This is a genomic window from Halegenticoccus tardaugens, assembly GCF_004116405.1.
Classification (GTDB): Archaea; Halobacteriota; Halobacteria; order Halobacteriales; family Haloferacaceae; genus Halegenticoccus; species Halegenticoccus tardaugens.
On the sequence record NZ_SDIC01000005.1, the window covers coordinates 178,999 to 202,712 of the forward strand.

At 58.4% G+C, this 23,714-nt stretch carries 21 protein-coding genes; 12 read left to right on the plus strand and 9 right to left on the minus strand.

The genetic code is table 11. From position 1 onward, the window contains the following. Positions 1–44: 44 nt before the first annotated feature. A complete protein-coding gene (locus C3L37_RS14890) occupies positions 45–1,259 on the minus strand; it encodes a glycosyltransferase family 4 protein (protein ID WP_129115403.1) in 1,215 nt (404 codons plus the stop codon). Between the two features lie 245 nt (positions 1,260–1,504). Between C3L37_RS14890 and C3L37_RS14895 the strand changes: the two genes are divergently transcribed. After that, positions 1,505–2,944 (plus strand): sulfatase, encoded by a 1,440-nt coding sequence (locus tag C3L37_RS14895; protein WP_129115404.1) that lies wholly within the window; start codon positions 1,505–1,507, stop codon positions 2,942–2,944. Positions 2,945–3,285: 341 nt separating this feature from the next. Here the strand turns inward: C3L37_RS14895 and C3L37_RS14900 are convergent, their stop codons facing one another. Beyond that, on the minus strand, positions 3,286–4,365 hold the full coding sequence (locus C3L37_RS14900; protein ID WP_129115405.1) for a glycosyltransferase family 4 protein: 1,080 nt from the start codon (positions 4,363–4,365) through the stop codon (positions 3,286–3,288). Next, the gene (locus C3L37_RS14905; protein WP_129115406.1) at positions 4,362–5,642 is read right to left on the minus strand and encodes a sulfatase; all 1,281 of its coding nucleotides are present in this window, start codon (positions 5,640–5,642) and stop codon (positions 4,362–4,364) included. Before C3L37_RS14905 ends, C3L37_RS14900 begins: the two co-directional genes overlap by 4 nt. A 108-nt stretch (positions 5,643–5,750) precedes the next feature. Here C3L37_RS14905 and C3L37_RS14910 point away from each other — a divergent pair, with 108 nt between their 5' ends. From C3L37_RS14910 to C3L37_RS14925, 4 genes are all read left to right on the plus strand, one after another. Then, positions 5,751–6,902, plus strand: coding sequence for a glycosyltransferase family 4 protein (locus C3L37_RS14910; RefSeq protein WP_129115407.1), 1,152 nt, complete (start codon positions 5,751–5,753; stop codon positions 6,900–6,902). A gap of 204 nt (positions 6,903–7,106) precedes the next feature. Continuing rightward, positions 7,107–7,880, plus strand: a complete 774-nt coding sequence (locus tag C3L37_RS14915) for a ParA family protein (protein ID WP_129115408.1) — start codon at positions 7,107–7,109, stop codon at positions 7,878–7,880. Beyond that, positions 7,873–8,283, plus strand: coding sequence for a hypothetical protein (locus C3L37_RS14920; RefSeq protein ID WP_129115409.1), 411 nt, complete (start codon positions 7,873–7,875; stop codon positions 8,281–8,283). Before C3L37_RS14915 ends, C3L37_RS14920 begins: the two co-directional genes overlap by 8 nt. A gap of 282 nt (positions 8,284–8,565) precedes the next feature. Next, entirely contained in the window at positions 8,566–8,748 is a 183-nt protein-coding gene (locus tag C3L37_RS14925) for a DUF7556 family protein (protein WP_129115410.1), read from the plus strand. Positions 8,749–8,914: 166 nt separating this feature from the next. Here the strand turns inward: C3L37_RS14925 and C3L37_RS14930 are convergent, their stop codons facing one another. Beyond that, a complete protein-coding gene (locus tag C3L37_RS14930) occupies positions 8,915–9,208 on the minus strand; it encodes a PadR family transcriptional regulator (RefSeq protein WP_129115411.1) in 294 nt (97 codons plus the stop codon). 909 nt (positions 9,209–10,117) lie between these two features. On the opposite strand from C3L37_RS14930, the gene C3L37_RS14935 reads away from it, so the two are divergent. After that, positions 10,118–11,113 (plus strand): ABC transporter ATP-binding protein, encoded by a 996-nt coding sequence (locus tag C3L37_RS14935; RefSeq protein WP_129115412.1) that lies wholly within the window; start codon positions 10,118–10,120, stop codon positions 11,111–11,113. Continuing rightward, positions 11,110–11,955, plus strand: a complete 846-nt coding sequence (locus tag C3L37_RS14940; protein ID WP_129115413.1) for an ABC transporter permease subunit — start codon at positions 11,110–11,112, stop codon at positions 11,953–11,955. The genes C3L37_RS14935 and C3L37_RS14940 overlap by 4 nt, the downstream gene beginning before the upstream one ends. A gap of 109 nt (positions 11,956–12,064) precedes the next feature. Here the strand turns inward: C3L37_RS14940 and C3L37_RS14945 are convergent, their stop codons facing one another. Next, the gene (locus C3L37_RS14945) at positions 12,065–12,370 is read right to left on the minus strand and encodes a PadR family transcriptional regulator (protein WP_129115588.1); all 306 of its coding nucleotides are present in this window, start codon (positions 12,368–12,370) and stop codon (positions 12,065–12,067) included. Positions 12,371–12,578: 208 nt separating this feature from the next. Between C3L37_RS14945 and C3L37_RS14950 the strand changes: the two genes are divergently transcribed. Beyond that, positions 12,579–13,886, plus strand: a complete 1,308-nt coding sequence (locus C3L37_RS14950) for a DUF7405 family protein (protein WP_129115414.1) — start codon at positions 12,579–12,581, stop codon at positions 13,884–13,886. Positions 13,887–14,128: 242 nt separating this feature from the next. Continuing rightward, entirely contained in the window at positions 14,129–15,079 is a 951-nt protein-coding gene (locus tag C3L37_RS14955; RefSeq protein ID WP_228546253.1) for a DUF7350 domain-containing protein, read from the plus strand. 104 nt (positions 15,080–15,183) lie between these two features. On the opposite strand, the gene C3L37_RS14960 is transcribed toward C3L37_RS14955, so the two are convergent. Next, a complete protein-coding gene (locus tag C3L37_RS14960; protein ID WP_129115416.1) occupies positions 15,184–16,455 on the minus strand; it encodes a polysaccharide deacetylase family protein in 1,272 nt (423 codons plus the stop codon). A 295-nt stretch (positions 16,456–16,750) separates the two neighbouring features. Between C3L37_RS14960 and C3L37_RS14965 the strand changes: the two genes are divergently transcribed. Further along, entirely contained in the window at positions 16,751–18,094 is a 1,344-nt protein-coding gene (locus C3L37_RS14965) for a hypothetical protein (protein ID WP_228546254.1), read from the plus strand. A 662-nt stretch (positions 18,095–18,756) separates the two neighbouring features. Here C3L37_RS14965 and C3L37_RS14970 read toward each other — a convergent pair. After that, a complete protein-coding gene (locus tag C3L37_RS14970; protein ID WP_129115417.1) occupies positions 18,757–19,566 on the minus strand; it encodes an inositol monophosphatase family protein in 810 nt (269 codons plus the stop codon). Positions 19,567–19,611: 45 nt separating this feature from the next. Beyond that, entirely contained in the window at positions 19,612–21,189 is a 1,578-nt protein-coding gene (locus C3L37_RS14975) for an FGGY-family carbohydrate kinase (protein ID WP_129115418.1), read from the minus strand. Positions 21,190–21,440: 251 nt separating this feature from the next. Here C3L37_RS14975 and C3L37_RS14980 point away from each other — a divergent pair, with 251 nt between their 5' ends. Further along, positions 21,441–22,490: a 2-hydroxyacid dehydrogenase gene (locus C3L37_RS14980; RefSeq protein ID WP_129115419.1), complete on the plus strand. Its 1,050-nt coding sequence runs from the start codon at positions 21,441–21,443 to the stop codon at positions 22,488–22,490. A 69-nt stretch (positions 22,491–22,559) separates the two neighbouring features. Continuing rightward, positions 22,560–23,228: a class II aldolase/adducin family protein gene (locus C3L37_RS14985; RefSeq protein WP_129115420.1), complete on the plus strand. Its 669-nt coding sequence runs from the start codon at positions 22,560–22,562 to the stop codon at positions 23,226–23,228. Between the two features lie 96 nt (positions 23,229–23,324). Here C3L37_RS14985 and C3L37_RS14990 read toward each other — a convergent pair whose 3' ends face one another. Further along, on the minus strand, positions 23,325–23,699 hold the full coding sequence (locus C3L37_RS14990; protein WP_129115421.1) for a hypothetical protein: 375 nt from the start codon (positions 23,697–23,699) through the stop codon (positions 23,325–23,327). Positions 23,700–23,714: the final 15 nt, after the last annotated feature.

Below are 23,714 nucleotides of genomic sequence, written 5' to 3' on the forward strand. Positions count from 1 at the left end.
GAGGCCAAGACAGTTATTGACAATTTGCTCTTCTAAACCAATCTTCAGTAAGATTCATAGATCTCATCAACCAACTTTTTAACATGGGACTCAACTGTATGATCTCGTGCCCATTGTATTGCACTTAGTTGCATTTCCTCAAGCTTATCTGTCTCGAAGACGAGAGTGTTGATTGCTTCACCGAGTTGTTTAGCGTTCCCGGGTTCAAAGAGATATCCTGTCTTCCCTTGGCAAATTAGCTCTGGAATGCCGCCAATATCACTGCCAATAACTGGCAGACCCGCCGCGAAGCTCTCATAGATGGTCATAGGTGAATTTTCCATCCAAATCGACGGAACGACTGCAGCGCTAGCGTTCCTTCTGAGATGATTTAATTTCTCGTCGGAAACAAACCCATGGTAGATCACGTTACGGCTCTCTTTTGCACGCGACTTAACAACATCGTCGTATGGGCCTGTCCCACAAATGTGAACTGTAATGGTAGGTGACTCCTTTGCGGCATCGAATAGGGCATCAAGGCCCTTGGCTCGTAATTGCTTTCCCACGTAGAGTACGGACGGTCGCTCCGGCATTCCCGGAGGTTTCGGTTCGACGCTTTGAATTCCGAGTCTCACACGTACAGATTTTGTACCCTTAAAGAAACCATGTGCTTGATGAACCTCAAGAACGTGGTTGCTTGGGCCGGTTACGACATCTGGCGATCCAACGGCGTTCTTTTTTTCTTTTGCGAGTGCTTTACAAGGCAACGGAGGGTCATCGCAGACAACAAGTTCGTCGCCGGGCGCCGTGCGTTCACGAAGCAAGTTGCTTTTCGGACAGAGAAGGCTGTAATCATGAAGTGAGTGTACGTGATGAATGTTTCTCTTTTGAATGGGCTGAGCTACGTTAGGTGATATTCCTACCAAATTATTTGTGTGAACAACGTCTGGATTAATACGGTCAAGAAGTTTGCCAACGGTGTACGTTGAATGAGGATTCAGTGTGTCGATTTGATGCCAAATACCTTTTGCAAAGACGCTTTTACCAGTACCGTTACTCCGATGAGAGAGATTCGCAGGATAAAACCTCCAAACCACAATTCCTTCGTGTTGTGTCTTTTCAGGTTGTAACGAATTTACGCTCTCAAATGACTTTGTAGTGATTATTGATACATCGTGGTTTTGCCGTTGAAGCTCTTTGGCTGTCCGTAAAACGTAGTTCTCGGCACCTCCATGCATATCTGGCGGAAATAACGAATTAATAAGACAAACCTTTACCATCTGTTTACTCTATTTCGTGGACTTCTGCACTTAGTCTTTTCTTCATTTTAGAATCAAGTTTCTCACGCTCGATCGAGCATTTGTCTGCAGTGATTTGAACAGCTCAAATTCAATCTTTAGCCATCCAAATAATATATTATTTTTAATCTAATAATGATACTAAAAAATTAAGCTAGGTCACCAATAATCAATGGGGCAGAATCAACAACGAAAATACTTAGGACAGCGGTGTTGAACGGCTACTCATGCCTGTACCGAATGTTCTACTTATAGTATTGGACACTGCTCGATCGAAAACAGTCCTGTCAGGGATCGAATCCGGCTTAATGCCGGCATTGAAGCGCATCGCTGATGAAGGAACGGTTTATACGAACGCCAGTTCAGTTGCACCGTGGACACTACCCTCTCATGCGTCAATTTTCACAGGTCAGTATACAGGTGATCACGGGACACACGCTAACTCTCGTGAATTTGTTCCATCAGTTACTCCTGTGGCGGAACAGCTTTCTCGGGAGGGATACCGAACAGCTGGTATTTCGGCTAATCCGTGGATTAGTCCCGTGTTTAATTTTGATCGGGGTTTCGAGAACTTCTCGATGAGGTGGAACGCCGGATGGAGCGAAGTAGATTTGACCGCTGCCGTAAGGGCTGAGTCACCGGTTGATAAAATTAAAGCCCTTTGGGAGCAGTCAACTATGGCGAGTTTCCCTTCAGTCATGTTCTCAGCAGTCAAGAGAAAGATGAGCAGTGAAAATGATGACGGAGCCAAGCGAATTACTGATCGCGCGGTAAATTGGATAAAGCAGGTGAACCAAGGAAGCGCACCATTCTTTCTATTTCTTAATTACATTGAGCCGCATCTACCATACGATCCCCCTCAAGAGTATATAAAAACGCAACTACCAAACGTAAGTCTAGAGCGAATCGCTGAAACAAACCAAGATCCGTGGGGTTACATCGCTGGAACTATCGATATGGAGGAGCACGATTTTGAAATTCTACGTGGCCTTTATCGTGCCGAACTATCCTATCTTGACACACAACTTTCACGTCTCTTCAGCATTTTAAAGGATAAAGGCATACTGGAAGAGACGATGATCGTGGTCGTCGGTGATCACGGGGAGAACATTGGTGAACATGGGTTGATGGACCATCAGTATTGTCTTTATGAAACGCTCTTGAACGTCCCGCTAATAATCAGATACCCCCAGCGGTTCGAAGCAGATATCTGCGATAATTTGGTCGAAACAAGAGATCTTTATCCTACGTTACTCGATGTTGCCGGGGTCTCAACAGAGGCACTGCCTGAAACTGTCTCAAAAATATCACTCCCCAACCGATCACGCGAATACGTGCTTGCTCAGTATGTGACACCACAGCCAACTATGGAGTCGTTAAAGGAGAAGATAGGAACCGATTTTCCGACGCAAAAATTGGATCGAAGTATCCAATCCGTTCGTAACAAACGATGGAAGTATATTGAGTACTCTGATGGTTCCATTGAATTATTTGACCTCACCATAGAACAACATGAATCCAAAGATCACGCTAAGAATATCGAAATACGAGAACGGTTCCGTGGTATACTTGAAGAAAAATTCCAAAGCGTCCGACATCTTGAGACCGAATCATTTAAAATAAATGACGAAAGTAAACAACGATTAGAAGATCTAGGATATATTTAGATATAAATTTATAGAATAATAACGGGTGAGAGTAATACTCATTCAATCCTTCCGGATTCACACGGTCCGTCGAGTTCTTGATAGGCTATCGAGAGATGTCAAACGTCATTTCGTCCGAATTCATGCTTTCGTCTGTTTCGTCCTACCGTCCTATGTACTTCTCGCGCGGATCTCCGCCTTGTTTGCGCAAGGAAGAGAAACGTGAGATAGAGCGGCTGAAAACGCAGGCAAGGACCGACCGACGGTTTCGGCCGAACTCTCTGCCCCGTGTGGGGCGATCTTCGCAACCTGGGATACCTTGAGTGAGAGTTCGTTCCCGAAGTCAAATATAGTGACGTACCCTATTTATTTTGCGCGGCTTTTAGTACGGCCAACGTCTGGCGACCTGCCTTCTCCCATGTGTACAGCATCGCGCGCTCTCGTCCCTTTTCGACGAGCAGCTCTGAGTATTCAGAGTCAGCAAGGACCCGCGTGATGCCTTCTGCGATAGAGTCTGTACTGGTCGAATCGACCAGTTCTGCCGCGTTACCCAACACCTCGGGTAACGCTGTAGCCCGCGACGCGACTACCGGTGTCCCACACGCCATCGCTTCTAAGGGTGGTAGTCCGAACCCCTCGTAATGTGACGGGAAAACGAAAGCGTCCGCGTTAGCGTACGCGAATTTCAGCTCCCGTTCGGAGAGGTATCCCGGGCGAATGATATCGTCCGATTCTTCAACATCAAGATTTTTAAATATCGCCTGATTTCCAGGTCCGATGAGCACTAACTTATGCGGAATTTCGTTCTTCAGTCTTTGATATGCGCGAATGAGCCCTGAGACGTTTTTTCGCGGATTTAACGCACCCACGTACAGGATGTACTCTTCCGGAAGATCACATTTAACGGCAGAGACGTCGTCGAGGTAGACGGATTTTAAACCGGGATACACAACACGTATTTTCGACGACGGTAGGTCCAGTGAGTTTTCGATTTCTCGTTTCGAGAAATTGGAGATCGTGATGATGTGATTTGCCGCTCGTGCGGCAGGGGGAACGGCTAGTTTCCGATACAGCTGGTGGACGCCGCTCGACATTCCTTTTTGCGCGTTAACGTCCATTATGGACATTACAACGGGACAAGATACGCGGTGGAAGGGGCCGTTGCCGTTCGGACAGTAGAGCACATCGAGCTCGTGTTTTTTTACGAGATATGGGATAGCGGTTCGCTCCCAGAGCAACCCGTAGAGTTGAGAATCTCGATGATAGATGCTACTGTCCACCGGTGTGTCGGGAAACAGGCTCGACACGGACTCGTGTCCAAAGAGGACTACCTCCACCGACTCGTCCGAGATTATCTCCTTGGTCACGTTAATACCGGCTTGTACCGCTCCTCCGGGTTCGTCCACAGAAAAAGTCCTTGCGTTGATGCCGACCCTAATCATTCTTTATATCCTAGCGCTTCGAGCCGATCGCTAATTGCTTTCGTCTCCTGTTTCTCAGCACGCTTTTCAACCGATTTGAACTCGGAAACGCGCGAAGCGATGTGATCGGACAGTCTCTCGCTCAGTACCGCGTTACCCTTTTGGTTCGTAAGCTCGATTTCGCTGCCCGACAATCGGGCCTCTGCGAACGCCGATCCAGCGGTAGAGCACGCTCGAAACCTCCGAACGGCGCTATGTTGTCCTTCGCCACGAGCTTGACAGAAGACCGTCCGATCCTCGAACGCTTCGGAAGTGGGCGGAACCAGCGGATCGCCGGGAAGCCCCTCCGGATCAACGCTCACCCAAGAGAGTATCGTCGGAAGCACGTCGACAGTACTCACGGCGTACTTTACGGTTGCTTTGCTCTCGTCTGGGTGTCTGAACAACAGCGGAACACGAGTAAGTTCGTTGTGCAGATAGCGTGGATGCTCGTAGTACCCATGTTCGCCGAACGCGTCACCGTGATCCGCGGTGAAAATCACGATAGCGTCGTCGAGGAGATCCCTGTTCGCAAGTGCGTTGAAGAACGCACCGACGTGCTCGTCCGTGTAGCGGATCTCCGCGTCGTAGAGGTCGACGAGCGTCTTCCGTTCCTCGTCGCTTATCGACTTCGGGTCACTAATCGCACGCTTGTAGAGGATCTGAGCGCGCTTGTCCGATACGGACTCGTCGTGAAACCGTTCTCGGTATGTGTCGAACGGCTCGTAGGGCCCGTGCGGATCCATGTAGTGATTCCACAGGAAGAACGGCTGCCCCTCGTCGAGCGAGTCGATCCAATTGAGAGATCGTTCGTTGATTTCGGCCGCCCGAGCGTAGTGACGATTACGGAGTTTGTCTAGCGCCCGTTGTGCGAGGGCGACGATCTTGTGTCTACCCAGATGTAGGTCGTCGTCGAATACGTCAAAGTCACGATTGTACCCGTATGCACGCGACACGAACGGGTTTGAGTGGAATCCTGCGGCCTCGTACCCTTCGTATTTCAAATAAGTGGCGACCGTCGGAGCGTCCAGTTGATACTTCTCGTCGATTGCGTCGTCCGGGTACCGGCCGGTCAACAGCGCAGGGACCGCCTCGCGAGTGTGCGAACTCGCACTGTACGCGTTTACGAACTGGACGTTTTCCGAGGCAAATCGATCGAGATTTGGTGACGTATTTCGATCGTATCCGTAACAAGAGAGGTGATCTGCGCGCAGCGCATCAGCGCTGAGAAGGATGATGTTTCGAGTACGCTCGCTCATTATTGATCACCAAATCACTCAGTGATAAATCGTTTTGGGTTCTACTATATGGCCAAAAATTAAGACCTGAAAATTAATTACGTAGCCTCGGTCAAGACTAACGTACAGATGGACATCGCCTATGTTTCGAACGTCATCTATCCCTTCGTCAAGGGGGGCGCAGAAAAACGGATACACGAAATCGGTACTCGACTTTCCGATCGCGGGCACGACATTACGGTCTACGGTCGACACTACTGGGAGGGACCGCCGGAGATCGATCACGACGGAATGACGCTCAGGGCCGTCGCGCCGGCAACCGAACTGTACACCGATGACCGTCGTTCGATCACGGAAGCCATCGGTTTTTCGACCCGCCTCGTGCCGCCTCTCCGGGGTCGCCTCGACACCTCCAATCACGATCTGGTCGTCGCGTCCGTTTTTCCTTACTTCCCGGTCATTTCTTCGAAGCTAGCCACGCTCGGTACCGATACGCCTCTCGTCACGACGTGGCTGGAAGTTTGGCGCGCATACTGGGACGAGTATCTCGGTTCCCTAGCCCCATTCGGCAAACTCACGGAACGGTTCACGGCACGCGTTCCGCAGCATCCGGTCGCTATCTCGGAGCTCACAGCTGATCGGCTCGCCGCAATCGGTCCGGCGCGCGACTCCATCGAAGTCGTTCCGATCGGTATCGACGCGGGACAAGTACGTAACGTGTCTCTCCCGGAAAAAAACGGCCAAGAGCACTACGATGTTCTTTTCGCCGGAAGATTGGTCGAGCACAAAAACGTCGACCTGCTGCTCTCGGCGTTCGACTCGGTCGCGGGGCGCCACGACGCCACGCTCGGCGTCATCGGCGACGGCCCGGAGGCCGACCGACTCCGTTCCCGCGCGGAGCGGCTTGATCACGCAGACCGCGTCACGTTTCTGGGCTTTCTCGACGAGTACGCGGACGTCCTCGGACATATGCGCGCCGCGCGGGTGTTTGCCTCACCGTCCACGCGCGAGGGGTTCGGCATCACCTTCGCGGAAGCGATGGCGGCCGACTGCGCCGTCATTGCCGCGGATCACCCTGACTCCGCGGCCGACGAGGTGATCGGCGACGCGGGCTTTCTCGTCTCCCCTAAGGAGGCCGAGCTGTCCGTGGCACTCGATCGGGCACTGGCCGGTGAGCAGCCAAGCGTCGATCCGCTGACCCGCGCGCGCCGATACGATTGGGACAGCGTGGCAGATCGCGCGGAGACGGTGTACGCGAAGGCCGTCGACGGGCTGTGGTAAGACGCGACGGATGTCTCACTTCTGCCACCCGTATACTACGAATGATTCGTATGGAACGACACGTTCGAATTATACGGATTCGTCGTCTTCATGTCTGACGTAGTTTCTTATATTCTGGACGTATCATACGAATTCGAAGCACTATGCGCTCATCACATGCCATCCGAACGATGCGTATGAGCCGTATGAGACGGTGAACGCTCCATGACGAACACCCTCGCTATCGGAATGCAGAAGGGCGGCGTCGGCAAGACGACCGTCGCGGTCAACCTGACAGACGGGTTGGCCGACCGTGGTCATGAGACGCTCCTCATCGACATTGATCCACAGGGATACGCGACAAAGTCGCTTGGATTGGAAGAAGCGTATCTAGCCGACGAGTTGAACGTCGCCGACGTGCTCCTCGACGTGAAATCCTTCGACAGGATCGACGAGATCGTGGTCGGACGCGACCGATTCGACGTGCTCCCCTCGCACATCGACGCGTTCCAGCTGGAGCGCGAACTCTGGTTCGAATCACGTACACAGGAACGACTGAGTATGGCGTTAGAGCGGCTCGACCATTCCTACGACTTCGTCGTCATCGATACACCGCCAAACCTTGGACCGCTTACGGACAATGGTATTCTCGCGGCGCAGGATGTCCTGTTTCCGGGCCAGTCGCGCACCTCCTCGATCGACGCACTGAAGATGCTGTTCGATCAGATTGAGACGCTCGAACTCGAATACGACGTTCCAGTCGGGATGGTCGGGGCGGTCATCAATCAGACTCGAAACGACGGGATGTCGGACCAGATGCGCGAGTGGTACGTCGAACAGTTCGGCTCAGAGAACGTCTTCGAGATCCCGTTCCGCGTCGCGCTTCAGTACGCCTGGGAGGCTGAACAGACGATCTACGAGTACGACGAGCGGGACGTGAGCGACGTGCGCGACGTCTTCGATCGACTCGTCACCCACATTGAGAACTACTATGAGTGATAAAAAAGACCCGAGTAACAGCCTCCGGGACCGATTCAAGAGCCGCAACGACCGCGCTCGGTCGCGGTCCGGATCGGCGGACGAAGCGGACGCGACCGGCGTGACTGACTCGACAAACGTCGATGAGCCCGATTCGGGCGGTTCGGACTCGTCGGAGCGGACCGCTGACGCGGATCGGGCGGACGAAGGCGAGCCGAGCGTCCGCGAGCGAAAGCAGGTCGCCATGTACCTCCCGGACGACCTCCGCGAGGAGATTCAGCGCGCATACGACGAACTCGACGCGAAATCGAAGCTTGCAGGGAACGGTGGCATTGAAAAGCACAAGGATTTCTTCGAGGGGTTCGTCCGTGCGGCGTTACAGAATGAGGACCTCCCGGAGTTCGTCGGCGTGAGCGACGAGTAGCGCGACCGCGGTGTCCTCGCTGCCGCCGAACGTGCCATCCGCCGCCAGTCACATGTTGACTGGTGAACGCGCAAACCCTGGTCGAACCGAAGCGGCATAGGATCCGGTCTCGTTGATTTTTCGTGGCTTCTCGAATGGCTTATGCCGAAATAGAGGAGTACAACCGCTGAGATGGCTGATTCGATGAAATGGTCAGAATCCATTTTATAGATCGATCCAATGGATCACCTGTAACGTTCCGGTCAAACGAACGTCAACGGTCAACGCTTGAGGCGACACATAATGACCCAATCGAGGACAGATACCGGAAAGCGAGGTGGCAACGAGTCCGTCGAGATCGTCTTCGCCGTCGACGAGGGTGACGAGACGGCGTCCGCGAAGGCGATCATCGCGGACGTCGCGCGCGATGACGCGTGGATCGCGGTTCCGAAGGGGGAGGCAGCGGACCTCTCCCGCTGGCGATAAGCGGCCGCTGACGCACATTACTCGCTCCGAGAAAATCGGTTCGTCGTTTGCCCGGGTCAGGTGCTCGTCGACTCGGGTGGATTTTCTCGGATTCGAAACAGACTGGCACATTCATCGCGTTGGGCTCGACCGCACGGAATCGCCGAACCGATCGAGAAGTGGGCTCCTACGCCGAAATCTCGTCGGATTCGCCGATGTACCCGCGCTTCCACTCGGCGCGCGCTTCGATCTCGCGCCGTCCGCGGGAGGTCAACGCGTAGTAGTTCGTCCGCCTGTCAACTTCGCCCTTGTCGACGAGTCCCTTGTCGACGAGCGTGTCGAGGTTCGGATACAGCCGTCCGTGGTGAACCTCCTTTTCGTAGTAGCTTTCCACTTCGTCCTTGATCGCGAGACCGTGGGGCTGGTCGAGGCCCGCGATCACGTACAGCAGGTCGCGCTGGAAGCCTGTCAGGTCGTACATGCCTTCTATACATACTCTCTTTCATATAATTATAGTTTTCGGTCATACAAGAGCCAAAATAGTTATATTGAGGTTGTATGTTCAACAGACGATTAAGACAGATGCAGGAGGTGCCAACGAACTCGTTCGTAGATCATGGTTATAAGATTCAGGCGAGAAACTCACGACTTCAGTGGTGGGGTGAATCGCCGCACAGTGCTTAAACGCCGAACCCGCACGGTTTGAGTGCCCACACTGCGTATCTGTGGAAGTAGGGACGATGGACCCCATCGACTCTCGGCAGTCCACAAACTGGCAGTTGACTCGGTGTGTGCCTCATCAAAACGTAAGCCCGTGGACAACGGAACCGACGTTAAATATTCAGGTACCTCCGAGTCCTGTACAGGAGAGAAGTAATGGGGGCGCGACACTCCCATCGGCACGTCGGGTCGGAAACCCGAAGAGAACAACGAACCGCCCGGTGGTGGGCGTGGGAAGCCCACGACTTCAGTCGTAGGAGGATGTCACACCGGTACTTCTGCCACAGTGAGAAGTCCGCTATCCAAAACTGGCACGTCCTATCGCTCGTGGGTGTTTCCCCGCCCGACTCACTGTGAGAGAATACGACGCAGGTAAAGATGCCGCAGACAGTGAACGTGACCCGTGCGGGCGCTGTCTCCCCTCCCTACTCTGTCCGCTTCGCTCACTCCGTAGAGAAAGGGGGGCTTAGCGACCTCACCGCAGAAGCTAAAAGCCGCCACCGACACACCGAGGCTCGACGCGATCGCTCGACCATTGACATCCTCCCGCGCATGAAGATGCGGGCATGCGCTCGAAATCTCTGTTGTTCGCGAGTCTCCCTGATACTCGAAAACCCGAAATATAGATATATTTATTATAGTATACTCCCATTAGTTCATTGATCATTATATGAGTCGAACTTCTTCCCGAACGTCTTCCCCAGCGATCGAACTCCGCGGAGTCCAGAAACAGTACGGCGACGTCATTGCGTTAAAAGATCTTGATCTCACCATCGAAAGCGGAGAGATATTCGGATTCCTCGGTCCAAACGGCGCTGGAAAGTCGACCACGATCGACATACTTCTTGACTTCGTCCGACCGACCGACGGAAGCGTTCGCGTGCTTGGACTCGACGCACAGACGGACAGTCTGGCCGTCCGCCGGCGAACCGGAGTGCTTCCGGACGGGTATCACGTGTACGATCGCCTCACGGGTCGACAACATCTCGAGTTCGCGATCGCCTCAAAAGGTGTCGCCGATGACCCGGAAGCGCTCCTCGAACGCGTTGGTCTCGGCGACGCTGCTGCCCGGAAGGCAGGCGAATACTCGAAGGGGATGAAACAGCGACTCGTGCTCGCGATGGCGTTGGTCGGCGAGCCGGAGCTTCTCATCCTGGACGAGCCCTCGACCGGCCTTGATCCCGCAGGAGCCCGCGAGATGCGCCGAATCATCCGCGAGGAACGCGATCGCGGCGCGACGGTGTTTTTCTCCAGCCACGTCCTCGAACAGGTCGAAGCCGTCTGCGATCGAGTTGCGATTCTGAACGCGGGAGAACTCGTCGCCGTCGACACCATCGCTGGCCTCCGTGCCGCTCGCGGTGCCGATACGACCCTCACGATCACAGTCGAGTCAGTTCCCGCGGGTCTGCTCGATTCTATCAACCGTCTCCCGGGCGTAACGAGCGTCTACGCCGACGGAACCACCGTCACAGTAGCCTGTGAAGGCGCACGGAAGACCGCAGTTCTTCGCGCTATCGAGGAGTCCAAGGCTGGCGTTCGGGATTTCGAAACGGTGAGCGCCTCGCTCGAAGACCTCTTCATCGGCTACACGGGCGCTGATCGATCGGTGGTTTCGCCCTCTCCGACTCGGGCGCCGTCCGCTGGTCCCCGGGAGGCGGCCCGATGACGTGGACTGTTGTCGCCAAGAAGGATTTCCTCGACGCGCGTCTCTCGTGGGGGTTGTGGGTACTCGCCGCCCTGTTCGTCCTGTTCAGCGGTGCCATGGCGTACGCGTACACGCGACTCGCCCCCGCGGGCGTGGGCACCGGGGAGGCCGACTCGATCGGCCTCCTCGTCTTCCTGAGTTCACCGGTAACGCTGTTCGTTTCGATCGCTGCGATCGTCATCTGCTACAAATCTATCGCTGGCGAAACCGAAAGCGGAAGCGGCAAACTGCTGCTCAGCTTACCGCACACCCGTCGAGACGTGCTCGTCGGAAAGATCGCAGGGCGGACGGCCGTCCTGGTCATCCCGCTCCTCGTCGGCCTCGGGGTCGCTCTCGCGATCGTGCTCGCGCTCTACGCGGAGTTTTCCGCAGTCGACTACCTGGGGTTCACCCTTCTTACCGTGTTGTTCGCGTTCGTCTACGTCGGGCTGATCGTCTCCGTATCCGCATTGACTCGCTCCACGAGCAAAGCGCTCGCAGGAGCACTCAGTCTCTTCGTCATCCTGGAGGTTCTCTGGGGAGTCGTGCCGCTGGCTATTGTCTTCGTGACCAACGGATTTTCGTTGCCGCCGAACGGACAACTGCCCGAATGGGCCCAGTTCGTCTCACAACTCGCTCCGAGCGCGGCGTACGGAAACGCGATCCTGAAGCTTCTCCCCGGATCGGCGCAGCTCCCCGCCGGTCTCGTTCCCGCGAGTGACGCGGTGTATTTCAGCGGCTGGTTCAGCCTCGCCGTTCTCCTCGCGTGGCTTCTCGTGCCCCTCGGTTTCGGGATCGTCCGCTACCAACAGGTAGATCTGTGACATCCTCCCCACTGTAACCGGCGGGGGTTTCCCCGCGCACTGAAGGGGGTTTAACGCCTGTATTCCAGATAATATAGGAGCGTTCTGCTTTTAAGGCGCCGATCGTTTATTATGAAATAGTTGACACTGAAAGTTTGGCTGTCTGATCAGTATACTGAGCTTCCCATTTGTTGCGTGACGCAATCGTACGCTGTCCCTGCGTCGTTAACGCGTAGTAATTCGTTCGTCGGTCAATTTCACCCTTCTCAACAAGGCCCTTGTTCACGAGCGTATCAAGGTTAGGGTACAAACGACCATGATTAACTTCTTTCTCATAGTACTTTTCTACTTCATCTTTGATCGCGAGTCCATGGGGCTGATCAAAGCCAGCAATTACGTATAAGAGGTCTCGCTGAAACCCAGTTAGATTGTGCATTTCGATTTGGTAAATAATCATCAGACTGTATATTTATTTTTGCCGTATTGTTGACAATATAGTATATGGTATACAATTTCGAGTCGAATATAAATTGGTGTTCCGACATTATTGGTTGAGCTTCGTGACCAAGTGCACAACGAGGGTCACTCCGCCGTGAGACAACTGAACCAGAACTGACTTTCGCTTAGAACCGTAACCCAAGATAATGGCGGAGGGTCCGAATTCAGCACTTCCACGGCGGTCATTTCTAAAGGCTGCTGTTGCAACTGGTGGTGCAGCCGCGCTTAGCGCGTGTCTTAACCGGCTCCAAGAGACACAGGCCGATCCAGTCCCTCATGGAGTGAAAAATGAAAATTCACTACCCGTGCGCCAACACGCTTGGCGGGATGTGATCCGAAAGGATACGCACGGCAACTCTCTCCTTCCCAATCATCAAATTCTTCTTTACTTAACATTGAAAACCGCTGGGCCTCCGGGTTCGAACGCTCGCCGAACAGTCGAAACTGCGCTATCTACGCTCGACCGTGCATACGAGCGGAGTAACCGGGGGCTCCTTTTTTCGGCTGCCTATTCCCCGACGTACTTCGATCGATTCGACGAGCCGCTGCCTGATGCCATTGACTTGCCCCCACCGCGGGCACTTTCTCCGTTTGAGCACCCGACGCTCGACACGCAGGATATGCTCCTGCACTTTGCGAGTGACCGGGCAGACGTCGTCTTAGAAGCCGAGGAAGCACTCATAGGTGACCGCGACCGGGCGAACGGCGTCCCAGTCGAGGTCGGCCTCTCAGGCATTCTGTCGGTCGACAGTCGGCGGACGGGGTTCGTCGGCGCTGGGATGCCCGCGGAGCGTCAGGACGTGAAGGGAATCCCCGGCTCGAAGCCCGTCCCCGACGCCGCGCCGCTCTTTATGGGCTTTAAAGCCGGCTTCGAGCGGAACCAGGCGACGGAAGAGTACGTGACCCTTGACGAAGGACCGTTCGCTGGCGGGACGACAAAGCACGTCGCTAAGCTCCGCCAGCGCCTCGACGACTGGTACGTCGAGCAGGACTTCGAGGATCGCGTGGCGGAACTGTTCAGCCCGACGCACGCGAGAAGGGGGCTCGTCGAGGGCGTCGGCGACAACCTCGGTGACGACAGCGGCGTCACGGCGGAGATCGTAGAACGGATCGAGACGGACGCCCGAGAGTACGGCCGTGTCGGCCACGCCCAGAAGGCTGCCCGGGCGAGCCGCGACGACGAGGGGAACGTCCGGCTGCTCCGCCGTCACATCGAGTCGACTGACGACGACGAGGCAGGCCTGCACTTCCCGTCGCTCCAGCGCGGAATCAGCGACTTCGAGGCCGTCCAGCGGGCGATGAACGGGATGGACGTCGTGCGGAAGACGCCGACGATTAGCCCGCGCGTCAACAACGGTATTCTTGAGTACATCTTCGTGCAGAACCGCGGGAACTTCCTCGTCCCGCCGCGACCGTATCGATCGCTTCCGCACCCGCGACCCGATGAGCAATGACACCTGACTCGCTTTCGACTGCCGACGCTGACCGATCGCCGACCGACCGAGACCGATCGGACGATGTCCGGCGAGAGCGACGATCCACCGAGGCTCGGCGCTGGCGACGACCTGGTACCCTCCGGAGTCCGAGCCGTCGGGATCTTCTCCGAGTGCTCGGCGTCGGTGCAATAGGCGCGCTCGCGGGGTGTCTCGACGACCTCGGTTTCGACACTCGATCAGCGTGGCGCGACCCACCGGTCGTGGAAGACCGTCCGCGGGCGGTGTACGTTCCTGCGGTCACGGAGGGGATGGGCCACTACGGGCACGCCCATACCGAATCCTATGGCGTCATGCTTTCGTACACGTACCCCCACCGCTTTTGGACGCTTGTCGGGGATCGACGCGAGAAGACCATCGTCGAGTCGGAGGATTCTCTCCACCTGATGGCGTCGATCTGGGACCACCACTCGGAGACGGTGATCCCCGATTCTGAGGTCACCATCGAGATCCTCCGCGACGGCGACCTCGTGACCGAGGAGGTCGCCTATCCGATGCTCTCTCAGGAGATGGGCGTACATTACGGCGACAACTACGCGCTCGACGGGAACGGCCAGTACACCGCTCGCGTCCGCGTCGGCGGCACGCAACTTCGCCAGACGGGCGCGTTCGAGGGTCGATTCGACCGCCTTGAAACGGCGACCTTCGACTTCGAGTTCGACTCGGACGAGATGTACGACCTCCCGCTCACCGAACTGCCGGAGCGAGCGGGGACGCGTGGCGCGGTCGAACCGATGGACATGGGGCACCCGGTCGGACGAGCGCCGGACCCCAAGTCGTTGCCCGGCGAGCGACTCGGGCGGAAGACAAGCGGTGATGCCATATTCCACGCCTACTCGCTCTCGGATGCGTCCCGGTTTGCCGCGCCGGATCGGACGTACCTCTACGTCACGGCACGGTCGCCGCACAACGGCTTCGTCCTCCCCGCGATGGGGCTGCGCGCCGAGATCGTGCGCGACGGGAAGCGGACGTTCGCCGGTCGGCTCCGGCGGACGCTCGATCCCGAATTGGGATACCATTACGGGATCGAGATCGGTTCCATCCGGTCGGGCGACAAACTTCGGCTCGCCGTCGAAGCCCCGCCGCAGATCGCGCGCCACGACGGGTACGAGACGGCGTTCCTCGACATGCCGCCGATGACGTTCGCGGTCTGATCGCGTTCGAACCTCGTTTCGCCGGTGCGGTACGTCACGTTGGAATCGACATTGTGTCGGAACCGACGTCGCCTCAGAAATCGAGCGGGTCGTCAGCGAGTACGTTACTCGCCGTCGAGGAACTGGGTGGGCGTAACGACGTCGATGTCCTGCCCGGCAACGTGGTTCACGATGGATTCGAATTGATCGGTCGTCGTCTCGTAGTCGTCGCCGTCGCCGATGTCGTGATACGCGATGACAACCATCTGCCCGGTATCTTCGGCGATGTTGAGGATCTGCTGGACGCCCTCGACGTCCTCGCCGTTCACGCGCGAGATCGTGTGCATCGAACTCGGCGCGACGGCGTTGTTGGGACACGCGCCCTGGAGAAACCCGGTCTCGTGGAACTCGCTCACGATGTCGAGCGTCTCGTTGCTCACGCGGTTGTACGGCGCGACGAAGTGTCGCGCGCCGTCCGGAAACCCCTTGAGCTCAAGGTAGCGCTTCGCGCTCTGAATCATCTCGCGCTGCTTGTCCGCCGGGTAGGCCGGGAGCGGTTCGCTCGACTGCGGGTGGGCCATCATGTCCCAGCCCGCGTCGCGCATCTCGCGCATGTGGCCGTCCGTGAGCTTGTCGGTGTAGCCGACCGAGTCGGGGATAACGCCGACGCTTCCGGGCATATCTTCCTTTTTGAGGATGTCGAAGGCGGTCTCGTACTGCGAGATGTGGTTGTCGTCGAACTGGAAGATGACCTTCCCTTTCTCTGGCTTGGGGATCCGCCGTAGATCGTCGATCCGAGCTTGGATCGCCGTTCCCTCGTCTGAAAGCACCATGAGGCGGAGTTCCTGAACGCCCCTCATAATCGGCTCGCCCCGACGCTCGGTGTATCCGAAGTCGATGCGGACCCAGCCGTTCAGTTCCTGAGGGATGTAGCGCCGACTGGTGAGCATGTCGCTGCGCGCGGGGGCGATGATTTCAGCCGCGACGTAGCCGGCGGCTGGCTTGTCGAGTTTAACCGCGAGCGATAGATCGTGCTTCGTGAGATCCAAGCCCTCCGGAAATGCTTTGTAGATTCCGGCGACTTCGCCGTTCTTGTTCTCGAGACTGAGCGATTGGGAGCCGGCGTACACCTCGTTCGAATCGGACGTGGCATCGCCGCGGATCATCCCCCAGTTGGCGTTCTCGAAGTCTTCGAAGTCCTCGACGAGTTCGCCGCGCGTGAACGGGGACTCCCCTCCTGGCTGCTCGCCATCGGTCCCCGTCGAGTCGTCGTCCGAACCGGGCGTCTCCTCGTTCGATGGAGTCTCACCTCCCGACCCGGCGCATCCCGCGAACGACGCCGCGCCCGCGGCACCGAGCGCTGCGATAAACTTACGTCGATTGACTATTTCTCTCATTTCCTTCGGGGCGGATACGGCTGTACCCGTCGTTATAATGAAGATGGTAAACGTCGGGAGATAATATCTATGACGTCTTTAATAGGCAATATTTAATAACTCGTTCTTATATTGACCGGTAGAATGTAATACAAAATTTTATGTTAGTGTCACTCGATGCGCGTCGCGAGTCGGATCGCGGGACGGTTCCGACGGCTACATAACCCATCCTCGCGAAGCTATCGACGTGATGTCCCACGCCAGAACGTGTCTCGTTCGGGCTTTTCGACGGTTCTTTCTGTACGCGCTTTTCGGCATGGGTTTTCTGACCTTGATCGAAGTAGTCGCCGCGAGCAACGCCGCCGTCGGCCTGCAAGACGCGTCGGGTAGCTCCCTCGACGTGCCGCGGTGGTTGTACGTCACCACCGGCGGGGCGACGATCGGCGTGTCCGCGCTGCTCGCGAGCTTCGTCACGGATCGGGCGTTCATCCGACGCGTCCACGGCTGGCGACGGGACCTTACCGCGGATCGCGCGCCGCGGACGGCGGTGACCGTCCTCCGCGCGTTCGCGCTGGTCGTTCTCGGTCTCGTGGTTTACTGGGGCATCGCTGGTCCGCAAGTGCCGACGGTGAACTTCGCGATCGTCTTCGTCTTCGTCGGCCTCCGTGCGGGGCTCACGATGGCGACATATCTGCTCGGAAACGTCTGGCCGGCGCTGAACCCGTGGCGCGCTCTGACAGAGCGCCTCCCGCACGGATTCGTCGAATACCCCCGACGAGTCGGCCGGTGGCCCGCGGTCGCGGGACTGCTCGCGCTCGTCTGGGTCGAGACGACGACGGGGGTCACGACGCGCCCCGCCGCGCTCGCCTGGGCGATCGTCGGATACTCCATCCTGACGATGGTCGGCGCGCTGGCGTTCGGTCCGAGGCCCTGGTTCGAAAATGCCGATCCGATCGCCGTTCTCTTCCGGCTGTACGGGCAGGTCGCCCTGCTGGTCCGCGACGAACGGGGGCTCTCGCTTCGCCTCCCGGGGATGCGACTCGTCGAAGACGGCGTCGTCGACGGGTTTGACGACATCGCGTTCGTCATCGCGCTCGTCTGGGAACTCACGTTCAGCGGGTTCGTCACGACGACGGTCGGTGTCGCCTTCGTCAACGCGTTCGTCGACGTCGGTCTCCCGCCGATCGCGGTGTACCTCGCGCTCTTTCTCGGCGGCTACGCGGCTTTCCTCGCGGCGTACGTTGCCGCCTCGCGCGTCGCCGTCCGGTCGATTGCGACGTACCTCACGGCCGAGACGCTCGCGCTCCGGTTCGCCCCCTCGATTCTCGCGATCGCCGCCGGCTACCACCTCGCGCACTACTTCGGCTTCTTCGTCTCACTGAGCCCTTCTCTCGCCGCGGCGCTCGTGTCGCCGTTTCAGCCGCCATCTAATCCGCTCGTCCTGACGCTGCCCGGCTGGTTCGGCGCGCTGGGTATCGCATTCGTCCTCATGGGTCACTTTCTCGCGGTCTGGGTGACCCACTCTGCCGCATACGACCTGTTCCCCAGTCGCTTGCAAGCGATTCGGAGTCAGTACCCCTTCGTGGCGGTGATGATCGCTTATACAGCGATCAGCCTCTGGCTCATCTCCCTGCCGACGGCGTCGCCCGCCTACTTTTAGAGTGATAAGAGAGGCACCGCGTGAAGTACCACGGGTCTGGTGACCCGTGGCTTTGCCATCTTGGCTGTGGGTCCAATGCGGACTACATCACCGCAGGCGGATGTACTTCCCCTCGCGCTTCCGCCGTTCGGCGGTTGCATGGGATCGAGAACACCCGATTTGGTGTGGTCGGTCGTATCGCCACTTCCGTCCGACGGCGACCTCACCAACCCGTGAGGGTCGGCGGCTTCACTCACCACCCGACACCACTCGTCTCACCCGGTTTGTTGCAGCGGGATTTTGAGAGGTTGGTAACGGTGGCTTCCGTACGAAATACCGGCGCGCAATCCCGTAATCCTTGCGGGTGGGCGGTGAGCGGACGCGATTCATCCACGGGTCAGGTGACCCGTGGAACTCTCGCTGCTTTTTCTCTAGAGAAATCATAAGCGATCGATCACGGAATGCGGTAAACGAAAATCTCCGTTATCGATCGAACGATTGGTACTCATCTGACCAAGTACTTCTGGTCGTCTTGACCCCTGTATATTGTCTTGCTAGTGAACGATAAAAACCCAATGATTTGGGGGCCGAAAGCATCATTCTGAAAGCGTGTGTTTTCTATTCAACGGTATGAACGATGATGACGCACGATCCGATAAGGGAAATAATTGGACTTTCGCCGGTTACTGTTCGTCAACGGACGACCGATCGGTCGCGGTGCGCACCGCGTCGAGCAGGGCGTCGTGCGCCTCGCCATTCGAAGCGACGAGGCCGCGACTATGTGGGGTCCACTCGTCTCCGTGAACATCGGTCACGGTACCGCCCGCCCGATCAATGAGGTACGCACCGGCGACGGTATCCCACGGATTCGGTTCCGGATCGAACGCGACAACGGCGTCGATAGCACCGCTCGCGACGAGGGAAAGTGTAAGTTGGGCAGAGCCGATCCGCCGGAGTTCACCGAATCGATTAACGATCTCGTCGGCGAGCGCACCGACGGTTGCACTGTTCGCGCGCGTCCACCGAAGTGTTGGTGCGACGGCGAACGTCTCCGGGTCGGTTCGGGTGCTAACCGAGATTGACCATCCATTACGCGTCGTGCCGTCCGGCGTAGCGCGGTAATGGTCGCAAAGCGCTGGAGCAGCGTTGATTGCATTGATTGGTTCACCATCACGGACGACCGCGACGCTCGTCACCCATGCCCGAATGCCCCGGACGTAGTTTTGTGTCCCGTCGATCGGATCGATGATCCACGCGTATCCATCTTCGGGAACGGTTTTGCGCTCGTCTTCTTCCTCTCCGACGATCGCGTCGTTGGGGAAGTACTCGTCGATTGCCGAGATGATTCGGTGCTGGGTTGATCGGTCGATCTCCGTGACGACATCCGTCTTGCTTGACTTCTGCTCGACAGCGAGATCCGATCGGAAGTGCTCGCTCGCGTACGCTGCCCCTGTCCGTACGGCCTCGATCGCGACTGTGTCTCTGCTCTCCATGCATGGGCGTGGAGCGGCGAAGACAAATAATCCACGGGACGGCGCTCAGCCACCACCGGCCGTGTCCTTCCCGGTCACAGACTTCTTCTTCGGCTGGTAGGGGCCGGACCCGGACATGTACCGCAGGTCGGCGAGGGCCTCCGACCGCTCGTCCCACACGTCGAATGTCGCCTCGTAGGCGTCTCTGTATACGTCGTACCACCGGCGGTACTGTTGGACCTTCTCCGGTCGCGGTTCGAAGGACCGCTCGACGGCGGACGTCTCCTCGACGGCGCTTGGGAGGTCGCCGTACGCGCCGACGCCGACGCCGGCGAGTAGCGCCGCACCCTTCGCGCCGAATTCTGACCCCCGCGGCACGACGATCGTGGCGTTCAGGCAGTCAGCGAACATCTGACACCAGAAGTCGGAGTTGGCCCCGCCGCCGCTGAGGTAGATCTCGTCGGCGTCGTACGGGAGGTGCGAGTAGCAGTCGCGCATGGCGAGCGAGATCCCCTCGTACACCGCGCGAACGAGGTGCGCCTGCGTGTGCTCCTGGGTCAGGCCCATGAACTGTGCGCGGGCGTTCGGGTTGATGAACGGCGCACGTTCGCCGGCCGAGCTGAGAAATGGGTGGTAGAGGACGCCGTCGGAGCCGATCGGGATCGACTCAACCTCTTCTTCGACGAGGTTGAAGGCGCTCTTGTCCATGATCTCCTCGATGGCCCAGTCGAGGTTCGGCGTCCCGGTCATCGAGGCCATAAACTTCGTCCACAGGCCCTCCCCGAGCGCGAGCGTGATGCCGGCCCGCGCGCCGTCCGACGGCGGTTCGTCGAGGATCGTCTGGTTCAGCGACGTCGTCCCGACGACGGATGACCCGTCGCCTGGCAGGGCCGCGCCGCTCCCGAACGCCGACGCGGCGACGTCGATAAACCCGGAGACAACCGGCGTTCCCACGTCGAGTCCCGTCTCGATGGCGGCGGCGTCCGTGATCTCGCCGACGACCGCCGTCCCTTCCGCTAACGGCGGCCGCATGTCGGCCACCTCGGGCATCCCGACGGCGTCGAGTACCTCGTCGGCGTACTCGCCCGTCTCGACGTCGAGATACGGGAGGGACGCGTCGCTGAGGTCGGTCGTGAGCTCGCCCGTGAGTTTGTACTTCAGCCAGTCCTTGCAGAAGAAGACGGTGTCCGCCGCCTCGTAGCTCTCTGGGTCGTGCTCTCGGAGCCAGCGGAGGATGACAAGGCTACTCCCCGGGAACTGTGTGCCTCCACAGACGTCGTACACCCGATCCGTGATCCCTTCTGTCTGCCACTCCCGGACGTACTCGCCCGCGCGGCCGTCAGACCAGAGGATCGCCGGCCGAACGGGCGCTCCGTCGGCGTCGACGAGCCAGCAGCCGTCGCCCTGGGCGGTGACGCCCAGCGCGGCGACCTTGGACGAGTCGTCCAGCTCGTCAACGACCTCGCTTATCGTCTGGGCGGTCTTCTTCCACGTCGTCACCATCGACTGCTCCGCCCACCCCGACTCGGGGCGTTTCACCGCGTTTGCAACGCTACTCCGGTGGATCGCGTCGCCGTCGGGCGAGAAGGCGACGGTCTTGATCATAGTCGTACCGGCGTCTACGCCGATGAGTACCTGCTCCATGATTGATGATGATCAATCATCCCAGTATTGAATTCGCCTGAATCGGAGAATATCCCCGGTATTCTGCACCCCCGATAAATATATGACCCCGGTCGACGCATCATGCGGTGTGGTACTGCATGTCTCGATCACGGGACCGGCCGGCACGGCGAGCGGCAATCGCCGTCTGCGGCCTCGGAGAGACGGGAAAGCCGTCCGGTTCGCGAGAGACGACGATCGCCTCGGCCGTACGACGACTGATACACGACACTATGAAAGCACTGGTAACAGCGAACTTCGATCCACGAGCGCTCGATCGACTGCGAGAGGATCTGGGGATCGACGTCGAGTACGCGCCCATCGCCAATCGCGATGGGCGGCTTCCCGAGGATGAGTTCTTGGAACTCGTTCGCCCCGTCGACATCCTCGTCGTCGGGTACGAGGGTGTCCCGGAGCGTGTCGTCGCGGAAGCCGAGAATTTGAAGATCATCGCCTGTCCCCGCGGCGGACCTGACGCGAACGTCGACATCGACGCCGCGACAGAGCGGGGCATCCCGGTTCTCTACGCGCCGGGCCGGAATGCGGTCAGCGTCGGCGACTTCACGTGGGGACAGATTCTCGGCGTGATGCGAAACATCGCGCTCGGCCACCATTTGCTCCACACCGGGACGTACACCGGTAGCCCCCGCGCCGACGCGGCGACCGGCGGAAATCGCGAAGACGTCACGTGGGGGATGGGACGAGACTCGCCGTACGTGACGCTCAAGGGGCGCGAATTGAGCGGGAAGACCGTCGGAATCGTCGGCATGGGCGCCGTCGGACGGGAGGTCGCAAAGCGCGCGCGAGGCTTCGAAGTTGACCCTCTCGGGTACGATCCCTACATCGACGCGGCGTCGATGGCAGAGTACGATACCAAGAAGGTCGATCTCGACGAACTTCTCCGGCAAAGTGACATCGTGACCCTTCACGTCCCAGTCACCGACGGAACGCGCGGTCTCATCGGGGCAGACGAGTTCGAGATGATGAAAGACGGCGCGTACTTCATCAACAACGCGCGCGGTGCCATCGTCGATCAGGACGCGCTGCTCGAAGCGCTCCGCTCCGGGAAACTCGGCGGTGCCGCGCTCGACGTGTACGACATGGAGCCGATTCCGGACGACCACCCGCTGCTCGAACTCGACAACGTCGTCACGACGCCACACCTCGCCGGGGCGGCGGCGGAGGTCGTCGAACGACACTCGGAGATGCTCGTCGACGACATCGAGGCGCTGCTCTCGGGGGAAGAGCCGATCCACGTCGCGAACAACGAGGCGCTCCCATGACGACGTCTTGCGGCCACAACCGACGGAATCGACGAAAGCAGTACGACACCACACCAATCCACACGACACATGAGTAATCAGGAGTTCGATCCATCCGACGGGCGAAACGCGCGCGAATCGATAAGCGACTACGGCGTGAAGATGCTCGATCAGGGGCTCACAAAGGGAACCGGTGGGAACATCAGCGCCCTCGTCGACGACGAGTACATGGCGATCAGTCCTTCGGGCGTCCCGTACGAGGAGATCGCCGACGACGACGTTCCGATCCTCGATTTCGACGGCACGCAGGTGTTCGGCTCGCTGAAGCCGTCGGCGGAGCACTCGATGCACGCGCAAGTGTACCGCGAGCGCGACGACGTGGGCGGCGTCGTCCACAACCACTCGCCGTACGCGAGCACCTTCGCGAGCATCAGCGAACCCATCGAGGCGTCACATTACCTCATCGCGTTCGCCGGCGATCGGGTGCCGGTCGCGCCGTACGAGACCTACGGCACTGAAGCGCTCGGCGCAGCCGCCGTCGAGACGCTCGGCGACGAATACGACGCCTGCTTGCTGGAAAACCATGGCGTCCTCGCCGTCGGCGACGACGTCGCGTCGGCGTTCGAAACGGCGCTGATGGTCGAATACTGCGCGCGGATTCACTTTCAGGCGCGGGCGATCGGCGAACCGACTGTCATCCCGGACGAGGAGATCGAACGCCTCCAGGCCAAGTTCGCGGGTTACGGCCAGAATCACTAACGCGGCGCGACTCCGCGACGGCGACTTCGACCCTCCGCTGACGCGGCGAAGCGTTCGTCACCGACCCAACTGCCGATACAGGTCGTTCACCGCCCGTCACTCGTCCGCGAACTCGTCTTTGGCCGGCGCGTACGCATCGCGGAGGTGCTCGTCCGGCGGTACCTGTCCGTGCGAGCGCAACAACCGATCACTGGCCTCGTCGACGTCGGCGTACACGGACGCGGCGAGCGCGGCCGGAACGAGTGCCCCGACCGTCGTCCGCGGCTCCATCTTCACAACCTCGCGATCCCAGACCGACGCCCTGAGCGTGTTCCACCAGCTGAACGGGTCGTCGCTTCCCAGCTCCCCGCCGCTCACCAGGCGAATCCGGTCGAGGTCCCGCCCGAAGTGCTCTTCGAGGAGCGGAAAGTAGGTGTACTCCGAGAGCGCGATCGCGGTCGCGATCCCGCGAACGAGGCGACCACGCGTCACCTCCGGCGAGTGGTC

What these genes read in the sequence shown, in the direction of transcription:
- C3L37_RS14890 (WP_129115403.1), bottom strand. Translation starts at nt 1,259, where the DNA reads ATGGTAAAGGTTTGTCTTATTAATTCGTTATTTCCGCCAGATATGCAT.
- C3L37_RS14895 (WP_129115404.1), top strand. Translation starts at nt 1,505, where the DNA reads ATGCCTGTACCGAATGTTCTACTTATAGTATTGGACACTGCTCGATCG.
- C3L37_RS14900 (WP_129115405.1), bottom strand. Translation starts at nt 4,365, where the DNA reads ATGATTAGGGTCGGCATCAACGCAAGGACTTTTTCTGTGGACGAACCC.
- C3L37_RS14905 (WP_129115406.1), bottom strand. Translation starts at nt 5,642, where the DNA reads ATGAGCGAGCGTACTCGAAACATCATCCTTCTCAGCGCTGATGCGCTG.
- C3L37_RS14910 (WP_129115407.1), top strand. Translation starts at nt 5,751, where the DNA reads ATGGACATCGCCTATGTTTCGAACGTCATCTATCCCTTCGTCAAGGGG.
- C3L37_RS14915 (WP_129115408.1), top strand. Translation starts at nt 7,107, where the DNA reads ATGACGAACACCCTCGCTATCGGAATGCAGAAGGGCGGCGTCGGCAAG.
- C3L37_RS14920 (WP_129115409.1), top strand. Translation starts at nt 7,873, where the DNA reads ATGAGTGATAAAAAAGACCCGAGTAACAGCCTCCGGGACCGATTCAAG.
- C3L37_RS14925 (WP_129115410.1), top strand. Translation starts at nt 8,566, where the DNA reads ATGACCCAATCGAGGACAGATACCGGAAAGCGAGGTGGCAACGAGTCC.
- C3L37_RS14930 (WP_129115411.1), bottom strand. Translation starts at nt 9,208, where the DNA reads ATGTACGACCTGACAGGCTTCCAGCGCGACCTGCTGTACGTGATCGCG.
- C3L37_RS14935 (WP_129115412.1), top strand. Translation starts at nt 10,118, where the DNA reads ATGAGTCGAACTTCTTCCCGAACGTCTTCCCCAGCGATCGAACTCCGC.
- C3L37_RS14940 (WP_129115413.1), top strand. Translation starts at nt 11,110, where the DNA reads ATGACGTGGACTGTTGTCGCCAAGAAGGATTTCCTCGACGCGCGTCTC.
- C3L37_RS14945 (WP_129115588.1), bottom strand. Translation starts at nt 12,370, where the DNA reads ATGCACAATCTAACTGGGTTTCAGCGAGACCTCTTATACGTAATTGCT.
- C3L37_RS14950 (WP_129115414.1), top strand. Translation starts at nt 12,579, where the DNA reads ATGGCGGAGGGTCCGAATTCAGCACTTCCACGGCGGTCATTTCTAAAG.
- C3L37_RS14960 (WP_129115416.1), bottom strand. Translation starts at nt 16,455, where the DNA reads ATGAGAGAAATAGTCAATCGACGTAAGTTTATCGCAGCGCTCGGTGCC.
- C3L37_RS14965 (WP_228546254.1), top strand. Translation starts at nt 16,751, where the DNA reads ATGGGTTTTCTGACCTTGATCGAAGTAGTCGCCGCGAGCAACGCCGCC.
- C3L37_RS14970 (WP_129115417.1), bottom strand. Translation starts at nt 19,566, where the DNA reads ATGGAGAGCAGAGACACAGTCGCGATCGAGGCCGTACGGACAGGGGCA.
- C3L37_RS14975 (WP_129115418.1), bottom strand. Translation starts at nt 21,189, where the DNA reads ATGGAGCAGGTACTCATCGGCGTAGACGCCGGTACGACTATGATCAAG.
- C3L37_RS14980 (WP_129115419.1), top strand. Translation starts at nt 21,441, where the DNA reads ATGAAAGCACTGGTAACAGCGAACTTCGATCCACGAGCGCTCGATCGA.
- C3L37_RS14985 (WP_129115420.1), top strand. Translation starts at nt 22,560, where the DNA reads ATGAGTAATCAGGAGTTCGATCCATCCGACGGGCGAAACGCGCGCGAA.